9 protein-coding genes are annotated in these 11,619 nt (G+C 52.2%); 7 read left to right on the plus strand and 2 right to left on the minus strand.

All coding sequences use genetic code 11. The features are described 5' to 3' along the window. Window positions 1-164: 164 nt before the first annotated feature. The 5 genes from AC5FXQ_RS01245 to AC5FXQ_RS01265 all read left to right on the plus strand — a co-directional run bounded on the left by AC5FXQ_RS01245 (window position 165) and on the right by AC5FXQ_RS01265 (window position 5,827). Window positions 165-2,246, plus strand: coding sequence for a vWA domain-containing protein (locus AC5FXQ_RS01245; protein ID WP_493600688.1), 2,082 nt, complete (start codon window positions 165-167; stop codon window positions 2,244-2,246). A 15-nt stretch (window positions 2,247-2,261) separates the two neighbouring features. Next, window positions 2,262-2,873: a GNAT family N-acetyltransferase gene (locus AC5FXQ_RS01250; RefSeq protein WP_493600689.1), complete on the plus strand. Its 612-nt coding sequence runs from the start codon at window positions 2,262-2,264 to the stop codon at window positions 2,871-2,873. Between the two features lie 293 nt (window positions 2,874-3,166). Beyond that, window positions 3,167-3,850, plus strand: coding sequence for a pseudouridine synthase (locus AC5FXQ_RS01255; RefSeq protein WP_493600690.1), 684 nt, complete (start codon window positions 3,167-3,169; stop codon window positions 3,848-3,850). A 117-nt stretch (window positions 3,851-3,967) separates the two neighbouring features. Next, window positions 3,968-5,251 carry an LVIVD repeat-containing protein gene (locus AC5FXQ_RS01260; protein ID WP_493600691.1) on the plus strand — a complete coding sequence of 428 codons (1,284 nt, stop codon included), beginning with the start codon at window positions 3,968-3,970 and terminating at the stop codon, window positions 5,249-5,251. 18 nt (window positions 5,252-5,269) lie between these two features. Continuing rightward, the gene (locus tag AC5FXQ_RS01265; RefSeq protein WP_493600692.1) at window positions 5,270-5,827 is read left to right on the plus strand and encodes a hypothetical protein; all 558 of its coding nucleotides are present in this window, start codon (window positions 5,270-5,272) and stop codon (window positions 5,825-5,827) included. A gap of 1 nt (window position 5,828) precedes the next feature. On the opposite strand, the gene AC5FXQ_RS01270 is transcribed toward AC5FXQ_RS01265, so the two are convergent. Both AC5FXQ_RS01270 and AC5FXQ_RS01275 read right to left on the minus strand, forming a co-directional pair. After that, a complete protein-coding gene (locus AC5FXQ_RS01270) occupies window positions 5,829-6,791 on the minus strand; it encodes a YpdA family putative bacillithiol disulfide reductase (protein ID WP_493600693.1) in 963 nt (320 codons plus the stop codon). Window positions 6,792-6,870: 79 nt separating this feature from the next. Beyond that, complete coding sequence (locus tag AC5FXQ_RS01275) at window positions 6,871-7,635, minus strand: ThuA domain-containing protein (RefSeq protein WP_493600694.1); 765 nt, start codon at window positions 7,633-7,635, stop codon at window positions 6,871-6,873. A 256-nt stretch (window positions 7,636-7,891) separates the two neighbouring features. On the opposite strand from AC5FXQ_RS01275, the gene AC5FXQ_RS01280 reads away from it, so the two are divergent. Further along, entirely contained in the window at window positions 7,892-10,828 is a 2,937-nt protein-coding gene (locus tag AC5FXQ_RS01280; protein WP_493600695.1) for a WD40/YVTN/BNR-like repeat-containing protein, read from the plus strand. A 205-nt stretch (window positions 10,829-11,033) separates the two neighbouring features. Then, window positions 11,034-11,615: a hypothetical protein gene (locus AC5FXQ_RS01285; protein ID WP_493600696.1), complete on the plus strand. Its 582-nt coding sequence runs from the start codon at window positions 11,034-11,036 to the stop codon at window positions 11,613-11,615. Window positions 11,616-11,619 lie beyond the last annotated feature (4 nt).

Consider the following 11,619-nt stretch of genomic DNA (forward strand, 5'->3'; position numbering starts at 1 on the left):
TTTGAGAGTTAAAAACTCACTCGCCCAGACTTTCGAGGTATAATATTAGACCAATGCTGTGGCGTTTACGTTAGTAGCATTGGTCTTTTTCTTTTATCTTTAGTTCTGAAATTATTTAATTCTTTAGAAGAAGTACTTCTCAAACTCCCAAATTCTCAAGCTCTTTGGATTCCTTCCGCCTCATAACGACCTATTCACCCTGGCTGATCCTGGCCTGTCTGGCTGTTGGTGCACTATACGCCTGGCTGCTGTATAGCAAGCGTACGCCCTGGTCCACAGGTATAAACTATACCCTGGCGGCGGTGCGCTTTGTGGTGGTGAGTTTTCTGTGCTTTCTGTTGCTGGGTCCGCTGGTGCGCTATGTCAGCAACAGCACACAGGCGCCTACTATCGTGTTTGCAGTAGACAACTCGCAGTCGGTAGCACTGTTCTCGGACTCAGTGCAGCTCCGTCAGGCACAGCAGGGTTTGCAGGAGCTCCGCAACAGACTGCAGGAGCAAGGTATACAGACCGAGGTACGTGTGCTAGGCGAATCCGACGCGCCGCAGAACTTAGGTGAGCTGCAATACGAGGAGGAGACAACGAATCTGAGTCAGCTACTGCGCAATGTGCAGCGCGATTTTGAGCAGCAGAACCTGGCCGGCGTCGTGTTGCTATCGGACGGCATCGTGAACCAGGGCACCTCCCCTACTTACAGCAATTACAATTATACCATATACCCCGTTGCCGTGGGTGACACTGTGCCCAAGAAAGACATCGTGATGGCCTCGCTGCGCTACAACAAAGTAAACTACAGTGGCAACCGCTTTCCCTTGGAGGCGGAGCTGCAGCAGCAGGGCTTCGATGGGGCTACTGTCACGGTGCAGCTGAAAGAAAACAAGAAGGTCATCGACCGCAAAACCGTTACACTCAAGGCCGGTCAGCCGCTGCAGCAGGTGCCTTTTCAGGTGATGGCCGGAGGCTTGGGCAAGCGCCAGTACGAGGTGGAAGTGCTGCCGCAGCAGGGGGAATTCACCGAACTCAACAACTCCCGCAGCGCATACATTGATGTGGTGAAAGGCAAGATCAAAGTCCTGGTTGCCGCCGCATCCCCGCACCCGGATATCAAGGCCTTGCGTGCCGCCATCGAGTCGAACGAAAACTACGAAACGGAGCTATTTATACCTGGATTGACCACCTTGAAGCAGCAGGACTATGATGTGGCGGTGCTGCACCAGTTGCCGGGCCGAACAGCCGGAGGCGAGGCTGCCCTCAATCTGGTACGTCAAAAGAATCTGCCCGCCCTTTACATCCTGGGTCCGCAGAGCGATATCGGGAATTTCAACCGCCTCAATGTAGGCATCCGCATCAACACGCCGGGGCAGTCCGATGAAGTGACCAGCGTGATCAACCCAAGCTTTAGTACCTTTAAAGTAGCCGAAGAGGCCACTGAGCGTCTGCAGCAATACCCTCCCGCCACGGTGCCTTATGGTGACTATCAGCTCACGCCTAACACGGAAACGGTGCTGTACCAGCAGGTGGGGCGTGTTCGTACGAACAAACCGCTACTCACCGTGCAGACCGTGGGCGACAAACGCAATGCAGCCTTGCTGGCCTCCGGCACCTGGCAATGGCGACTAACCGAAACAGCGAACCACGAAAATGCCGCTGTGTATGACAAGCTGATCACGAATCTGGTGCAGCTGCTCACGGCTCCCCGCAACAAAAAGCGCCTGAACGTGTACCCGCAACAGAATGAGTACAGCAATTCCGACGAAATCCGGTTTGCAGCCGAAGCTTACAACGAAGCGCTGGAGCCGATCTACGGACAGAACATTACGCTCAAGATACAGGATGCAGAAGGGGCTGAGAAGTCTTTTGAGTTTGCCAACGGTGAGAACCAGTCCGGTGTGAACATCGGCAACTTGCCGGGGGGCCGGTATACCTATACAGCCTCGGCTCGTATTAACGGGTCGCTGCAGCAGGACAAAGGCGAGTTTGTGGTAGAGGAGCAGCAACTGGAAGCCCTGCACGCGGTAGCCGATCATAACTTGTTGTACCAGTTGGGCGCCAACACCGGTTCCAGACTCTATTACCCCACACAGCTGCAGCAACTGGAGCAGGACATCCTGCAGGCAGAGCACAAAGAACTGATTTACAGCACAGAGTCGCTCAACGATCTGGTAGACCTGAAGTGGCTCTTCTTCGTGATCCTGGCATTGGTATGCGGGGAGTGGTTTGTGCGAAAGTATAATGGAAGTTACTAGCTTTGACGCAGCACTATGAAAAATCCGGACTTTCCCCAACCTGTTGTAATAGAGACCGATCGCCTATACCTGAGCGAGCTCACACCTGCTGTCTACCAGCACCTTTTAACGGCCTGTAGCGACGAGGAGATTACGGCATACCTTGGTTTGAAGAACGCAGCTGAGCTGGCGGAGGAAAAAGACAAATGCAGCAAAGGGCTCACCACGTACTTCCACAGCTTCAAAAACTTCAGAATTCTTGACAAGCTGACCTCTGCTGTGATGGGCCGATGCGGCTATCATACCTGGATTGTGAGTCACCGCCGGGCCGAGGTAGGCTATGTGCTGTTCGACGACAGCTACAAGCAAAAAGGCTACATGACCGAAGCACTGGGCCCCGTTATCGCCTATGGTTTCGAGGAGATGGGCCTGCGCCGCATCGAAGCGATGGCCGCCGACTACAACACCCCCTCCATCAAACTGCTCAAGCGGTTTGGGATGCAGCTGGAGGGAGTGATCCGGGAGCATTACGTGGTGAATGGCATCAACGAAGACTCGGTGCTCTACTCCATCATCCGTCCTGATTACGATCGGCTCAAGCCTCTTTGGAGCCTGCAGTACAAAATTCATCAGCCCGAGAAGGTATAAATAATCTTATAATTGAATTGTTAATTGTTGATTGTTAGGTACTCAATTCACTCCACTGCCTCACCTTTTGCCGAAAGTTTAACCTCTAGGAGGGAATTTCGAAGCATTATTACCGGTGGACGATTCAAGATTTCCAGTGCACGATTCGGACAGGTCGCGGCCTGTCCCTACAGGGATACGGTAAGGCTACCTAGCCCAACGACGTTACAGTATGATCTTACTACATTTTAACCTTCTACCTTCCAAACTTTTTACCTTTTTAACTCAAAGAACTCTTAAACTCCTCAACTCTCTTGAAATACATTATCCTCAATAAGCCTTACGAAGTGCTCACCCAGTTTACAGACGAGGGAGGCCGTGCTACACTCAAAGATTTTGTGCCCGTGCCCAACATCTACCCCGTTGGTCGTCTGGACTACGACAGCGAAGGACTGGTACTCCTGACAGATGACAAAGCACTGCAGCACCGCTTGTCTGACCCGAAGTTCAAGATTGAGAAAACCTATTGGGTGCAGGTGGATGGTATACCTACCGAGGAGGCGCTGGAGGAATTACAACGTGGGGTGATGATCAAGAACACGAAGACTGCTCCTGCTAAAGCCAGTCTGCTGGAAGAGGAACCGCAGGTATGGGAGCGCTCCAAACCCATCCGATTTCGAAAAGACATTCCGACAAGCTGGGTAGAGATCAAAATATCGCAGGGCATGAACCGGCAGGTGCGCCGCATGACGGCCGCTGTGGGTTTCCCGACACTGCGCCTCGTTCGCCCAGCCATTGGTCCGCTGAGCCTGGGCGAGCTGCAGCCGGGTGAGTACCGCGAACTGACAGCCGAAGAAGTTGCCAAACTGAAGAGTCTGACCGCTGGCAGCAGTTTCGGGACTGGCATTAAGACTAAGAGACCAGGTAGCGCTCCTAAGAGCAATGGTGGCCGCCACTACGACAGCCGCAACAATTCCAGCAGGAAGAAAAGATTTTAGGCAGATATTTTTAACAACTTACAACCATTCCTATCATTTCGGGGTCCTGTAATTAAGGGGCATGTAATAGTACATTACAAAGGCCGCTAATTTGGTTTCACATTAAAAAGGACTCTCATGAGAAAAGGACCTCTACCCGTTTTACAGCAGGCGATCGCCTTGTTGCTTTTTCTGCCGGCCATGCTGCTTAGCTCCTGCTCCGACGAATGCGAATCAACCACAACCTATACCGTGTATGAACCGGTGTACATGCTGCGGGCAGAACTGAAAAATGCGGTGAAAGTAACGCCTGCACAAACCCTCAAAGAACCGGGTAAGATCTACACAAAGGGGCACTACCTTTTCATCAATGAAGTAAACAAGGGTGTCCACATCATAGATAACTCTATCCCAAGTTCACCGCGTTTCCTCAGCTTTATCGATATTCCGGGCAATCTGGACATGGCGGTGAAGGGCAACATACTGTATGCCGACAACTACATCGACCTGGTGGCCTTCGACATCAGCAATCCGCTGGATGTGAAGCTTGTCAGCCGGGTTGAGAATGTCTTTCCGACCTACTTCGGGATGCTCGTGAATGACACGGCCGCTGTATTTATCTCTGAATTTGTGGAGACACAGCTGACACAGCCGGCCGGTACCGACTGCAACAGTGCTGGTCTTGGCTGGCGCAATGGCTGGATGACAATGGACGGACGTTCCTTCGCTTCCGCTTCCGTAGTGCAGCCGAGCAATTCATCCGGCAAAGGCGGCTCGATGGCAAGATTCACGATCTCCGGCAATCACCTGTATACTGTCAGCAATTCAGACCTGCAGGTGCTTGATATCAGCAACACGGCCAATCCGAAAAAGGGCGAGAAAATCAGGCTGGGTTGGGGCATCGAAACGATCTTCCCTTATGATAACAAGCTGTTCATCGGCTCTACCACAGGTATGCACATTTACGACAACAGCAACCCGACAAGCCCGGTACACCTGTCTACTTATGCACACGTCAACAGCTGCGACCCGGTGGTGGTGGAGGGCGACCTGGCCTGGGTAACGCTGCGCTCTGGCAATGCATGTGCCGGTTTCACCAACCAGCTCGAAGTGATCAACATCAGCAATCCGCGTAGCCCACAGCTGATCAAGACCTACCCCATGCAGAACCCGCACGGCCTGGGTATAGACCGCTCGACGCTCTTCCTCTGTGAAGGCAAGTATGGCCTGAAGATTTTTGATGCGAAGGATCACCTGAAAGTGAGCGAAAACCTGATCTCCCATTTCAAAGAGCATGATGCCTTTGATGTCATTCCGATGGGTAGCAACCTGCTGTTGATAGGCCAGGACGGCCTGTACCAGTATGACTACAGCAATCTGAAAGACATCAAGCTGCTCAGCAAACTGCCCGTATCCCGCTAATCTCCCTACCACCACTGTATGAAATTCCTATACCTGATCACCCTGACATTATTCTCATCCGGATTGGCTATGGCACAGTCTGAGGAACAGCCTGTAAAACGTTACATGGGCACGGTCGAGCTCGGCTACCTCTATGGGAACAACAAACAGCATGATGTCAGTAACTTTGTAGCTGCACCTAGTGTGAAGATTTTCAATGGCATTCGCCTGCACAGGCTACTGACCCTAGGTGCCACCACCGGGTTTGATTTTTATAACAACCTCCTGATTACGCCTTTTGCAGTGGGTATTCGTGGTGAGGCTCTTGACGCACGCATCAGCCCAATTTATAGCATCGACGCAGGGTATGGCTCTTCTTTTCTGAGCCATGAATCCGACAATGAAAAAAAGGAGGGGGGCTGGATGTTTAATCCGGCACTGGGATTCCGAGTCAGGAGTGGCAATAGCACCGCCTACACCTTTGCAGCCGGTTACAAAACCCAAAAAGCAGAAACCGTCAGCTCCTGGGGCACCAGTGTAACAGAGCAAAAGATAAGCTTCAAGCGCTTGTCGGTGCAGCTGGGCTTTATGTTCTGACCTACTCTCCTACTATGTGCTTCACTATTTTCACAGCATGCTCCCGGGAGTTTTCGATGAACCACACATGCGTTTCCATACCGCCGCACACCACGCCCGCCAGGTATAGCCCCGGTAGGTTGGTCTCCATTGTCTCGGGGTTGTGGTAAGGGTGCCGGTAAAAGTCGTCTGACAGCTTCACCCCGATCTTCTCCAGGAAAGCAAAGTTAGGCTGGTAGCCGGTCATGGCCATTACAAAGTCGTTGGGGATCGTCACCTTGCCCTCCGGTGTCTCTATGTCCACTTCCTGCTCTCTGATCTCGGTCAGGTTGGAGTTGAAATAGGCTTTGATGCTTCCCTCGGCGATCCGGTTTTCCAGGTCAGGTTTGATCCAGTACTTGATTCGTCCCAACTCGCCTTCCCGCACTACCATGGTCACGTCAGCTCCTTTGCGCCAGGTCTCCAGGGCCACGTCGGCAGAGGAGTTGTTGGCTCCTACCACCACGATCTTTTGCTTGTAATAATAGTGTGGGTCGTAATAATAGTGCTTCACCTTGGGCAGATCCTCACCAGGTATAGCCAGCATGTTGGGGATGTCATAAAAACCGGTCGCCAGGATCACGTACCGCGACTGGTAACTGCCCTTGCTGGTACTCGTCAGGTATAGCTCACCCTCCCGGCTTATACCTGTCACCTCTTCAAATAGCCGGATGTTCAACTCCCCGATGTCCGCTACCCGCCGGTAGTACTCCAGGGCTTCGCTGCGGTTGGGCTTCGGATGAATGGAGGGAAAGGGAAAACCGCCTATCTCCAGCCGGTCGGCGGTGGAGAAGAAGGTCATGTTGAGCGGGTAGTTGAAGAGCGAATTGGTGATAGTGCCTTTCTCGATGATCTGGTAAGAAAGACCTGCCTTTTTAGCTTCCAGTCCGCAGGCCAGGCCGATGGGGCCACCGCCTACTATCAATATATCGAACGTGTTGCTCACTGTAACGTGTCTGCTTGTGATGAAAAACGACTGCTTTGTGCAGAAGTTGATGCAAAAGTAGTACGTAAGTTAGCAGAATTTACTCACGCTCTTTTCCCATCGCATAGATAACCCCTCCCCAGATGTGCTGTAGAAAGGCTGGTTCACTGTAACTTTCAACGGTATGGCCCAGGCCGGTGTAGAAAGCCCTGCCTCCATCGTGGGCATGATACCAGGCAATCGGGTGGTGCTCTCCGTTCTTGCCCCCTTCATAAGTTGATTCGTCCAGTCTGGCCAACACCTGCACATCCGGATTCAGGTTTTTGAAATTATACCATTCGTCGGTGCGCTCCCACTTGGCTGGCAGTCCTTTCGTTGCGGGGTGGTCTTTGTCCACCACGGCAACGACTGCCTGCTGCACTTCAGGATGGCTTTCGAACTGGGCGCCGACCAGTTTGGTGTACCAGGGCCAGTCATACTCGGTGTCTGAGGCAGCATGTATACCTGCAAAACCTCCGCCGCCTCGTATGTAGTCTTCAAATGCCGTTTGCTGCTCGGCATTCAGTACATCCAAAGTTGTGTTAAGGAAAACAACAGCCTGATATCGCTGCAAAGAATCCGCTACAAAATAGGCTGCATTTTCGGTTGTATCCACTTTTACCTGATGCTCCCGCCCCAGCTTCATGAGTGCCGCTTTGCCAGCAGGTATAGAGGCATGTCGAAATCCCGCTGTCTTGGAGAAGACTAGTATGCGTGAAGTTTCTGTTTCTGGGTCTGAAATCGAAGAGCTACCTGCCTGGTCACAGGCTTGGAAACTGCCTGTTACCAGCAGCAAGAGCAGATAGGCGAGCATGTTGACTTTCATGGAATTCATTTATGGTGTTCTTCATTTTCAGGTATAGACTCACAGGATAGAGCTCGTTCCGATTGAGAAATTATTACGACACTCCTACTCTGCCTCAACTCAGCAATAGTATACATCAGTGCTCCGGATTTATATAATATGCAGGATCTAATATAACAAATGTTTTACAGCTCTTCGAGTCCTTCCAAAATCCGGTACAATTCCTTAGCTTTAGAAACTCAAATAATCTACTCTAAACTATACCTACATCTACACAATGCAAAAGCGTATACTTTCTGTAGCGCTGCTGGTGGCCCTGAGCGGGGGCGCTGTGCAGGCTCAGAAGAAAGCACCAAAGCAGCCGGCCTACACACCCGCCAAAGAAAGGCTGCAGGGGTTCGAAAAGCGACAGCAACTCGAACAGAACTCTCTTGTCAAGAACGTGGCCTTCCGCAATGTGGGCCCTACCGTACAAAGCGGCCGCATCACCGACCTGGATGTGAACCCGAAAGATCCGACCAATTTCTACGCAGCCTATGCCTCGGGCGGACTCTGGAGAACCATCAACAACGGTATCTCTTTCGAGCCGATTTTCGACGATGAGGCCGTGATGACCATCGGTGACATTGCCGTGGACTGGAACAACAACGAAACCATCTGGATCGGTACCGGCGAGAGCAACTCCAGCCGCTCTTCTTACTCCGGCGTGGGTGTGTACAAAAGCACCGACGGTGGCAAAACCTGGCAGCACATGGGTTTGGATGATACGCACCACATTGGTCGCATCGTGCTGCATCCGACCGACCCGAACACAGCATGGGTAGCAGCAGTTGGTCACCTGTACTCGCCTAACAAAGACCGTGGCGTGTACAAAACCACCGACGGTGGCAAGACCTGGAAGAAGACCCTGTACATCGACGATAACACAGGAGCGATTGACCTGGTAATCGATCCAAAAAACCCGAATAACGTGTATGCGGCCATGTGGCACCGCGAGCGCCGCGCCTGGGATTTTGTGGAAGGCGGCAAGACATCCGGCATTCATAAATCAACGGACGGTGGCAACACCTGGACCCGTGTGACAACGGATGGCAGCGGCTTCCCGACTTCTGCTGGCGTAGGCCGTATTGGTCTCGACATTCACCCGGGCAACCCGAACATCATCTACGCTTTCCTGGATAACCAGGAGCTGCGACAGGTGGAGAAGAAAGAACCAAAGGGAGGTGAGCTGCAAAAGGATCAGTTCAAAGGTATGACGACAGAGGCTTTCCTGGCACTCAACGACAAAGACCTGAACAGCTTCCTCGATAATAACCGTTTCCCTTCTAAGTATACCGCCAAAACGGTAAAGGCTGACGTGAAGAGCGGCAAGATCAAACCAGCCGCTTTGGCTGCCTACCTGGAAGACCCGCTGGCGGTAACCACAGAAGCACCGGTAAAAGGTGCTGAACTATACCGCTCCGACGACGGAGGCAAGACCTGGAAGAAGACGCACGAACAGCCGATCGACGACATGTACTCGAGCTACGGTTACTACTTCGGTGTGGTGCGTGTAGCGCCGCATAATCCAGATAAGGTATACCTGCTGGGCGTGCCGCTCCTGACCTCAGACGACGGAGGCAAGACCTTCCGTAACATTGAGGGCGACAATGTGCACTCCGACCACCAGGCCCTGTGGGTGAGCCCTGACAAACCAGGCTACATCATCAACGGCAACGACGGTGGATTGAACATCACTTACGACGACGGCAAAACCTGGGCGATTGCCAACTCTCCTTCGGTGGGGCAGTTCTACGCAGTGGCTGTGGACATGGAGAAGCCTTACAACATCTATGGCGGTCTGCAGGACAACGGTACATGGTACGGCCCGAGCAACTACAAAGCCAGCTCGGCCTGGACCCAGAACGGCCGTTACCCATACCAGCGCCTCGGCGGTGGCGACGGCATGATGGTGCAGGTGGATTTCCGTGACAACAACACAGTATACCTGGGATCGCAGTACGGCAACTACGCCCGTGTAGATAAGCGCACAGGCCAGCGTGTATCGGTGAAGCCAACACATGAACTGGGCGAAACACCACTCCGCTTCAACTGGGAAAGCCCGATTCACCTGAGCCGCCACAACCAGGACATCCTGTACTTCGGCTCCAACAAATTCCACCGCTCCATGAAGAAGGGCGAAGACATGCAAACCCTCTCCGGCGACCTGACGAATGGTGGTCTGAAAGGTGACGTGGGCTTCGGTACACTTACCAGCATCGACGAATCACCGCTGAAGTTCGGCCTGCTCTATACCGGCTCTGACGACGGTGCGATTCATGTATCCAAAGACGGTGGCTACAACTGGGAGAACATATCTAAAAAACTGCCGCAGAACATGTGGGTATCGACCGTAGTAGCTTCCAATCACAGCGAGAACCGCGTGTATACCTCACTCAACGGTTATCGCTGGGATGATTTCACGCCTTATCTGTACGTGTCGGAAGACAACGGCAGGAAGTGGGAGCGCCTCGGCACTAACCTGCCTGCAGAAGCTATCAATGTGATCAAAGAAGATCCGAAAAATGCGAACCTGCTTTACGTAGGTACCGACCACGGCCTGTACATTTCACTTGACAGAGGCAAAACCTTCATGCAGATGCGTAATGGCATGCCGGCTGTAGCCGTGCACGATGTGGTGGTGCATCCGCGTGACAATGATCTGATCGTGGGAACACACGGTCGCTCCATCTACATCGCCAATGTGGAGCACCTGCAGCAACTGACGCCGGAAGTTCAGAGCCAGAAACTGCACCTGTTTGCGTTTCAGCCAACCAACTACAACCCACGTTGGGGACAGTCGTGGGGTGCCTGGGGTGAAGCTGCGGAAAGCTCCCTGGAGATTCCGTTCTATACTGCACAGGCAGGCACGACTACCATCCGCATCAAGACGGATAAGGGCCAGCTGCTGAAGGAAATGAAGGACGAAAACGAGCGTGGCATGAACTACGTGAGCTACAACTTCTCTGTAGACGAAGCCAATGCCAAAGCCTACGAAACTGCTCTTAACGGCAGCAAGAAGGATGGCGAGGAAGCAGTAAAAGTAGAAGCAGCCGGCAACAAAGTCATCTACCTGCAACCGGGTAAGTACATTGTAGAGGTTGAGACTGCCGACGGTGGCAAAGCGACTTCTGAATTTACCTTGAAAGCACAGGAAAGAAGAGCAAGAAGTTAATAACAGTGATTGCTATACCTATTGCAAAGGCAGCTCCAGTGGGGCTGCCTTTGTTGTTTTATACCTATCAACCCTAAAACGGATTTAAGATCGGCACTTATACTGGCACATATATTGTTATAAAAAATTATAGAATATTTTGCATATTGGATACAGATCTTGTTACATACACTTCATCCCTAACACTTACTTAAAATTCAAGCTTATGAAAATCAAACTTCTACTATTCGCACTTCTCTTCAGCTCGTCCTTTACTGCAATGGCTCAGAACAAGTGGACTCCCAAAGTTGGCTACGGTACGGTGTATGCCGGCAACGGGGATATTCCCGGCCACTGGTTCATTGGTGGTATGCAGACGCAAATCTCGAATCGCTCCGGTTTTGAGATACTGGCAACAGGCACATACATTGAGCAGACCCGCCGCTGGGGACAGGGATACGAGACATTCCAGAAGTCGAATGGCGTTGCGCTTGAAGGATCTTATAACCTGTTCATCAATGCTGGTCCTGTCCAGATTTACCCGGCAGTTGGTCCGGTGCTAAGGTATGCCAGCGAGCGGGAGTTGTACGGACTTTCCATTCAGTACAATGGACAGGGCGGCATCACAGACTTCGAGCCCGAAATGCGCTCCAGGAATGGACTGCAGGCAGGCTATGTATTGGCGCTCAACCTGGATGTGAAAGCTAAACAGCACCTCACCTTCGGACTCAGAGGCTCCGTTCAGAGCTTCCATGATGGGCAGCGACTAGCTGCTGTAGGCCTTACCTTGAAAAATGCGAGATGGTAACTCC

The sequence above is a fragment of the Pontibacter sp. LHS1 genome (genome assembly GCF_058932855.1).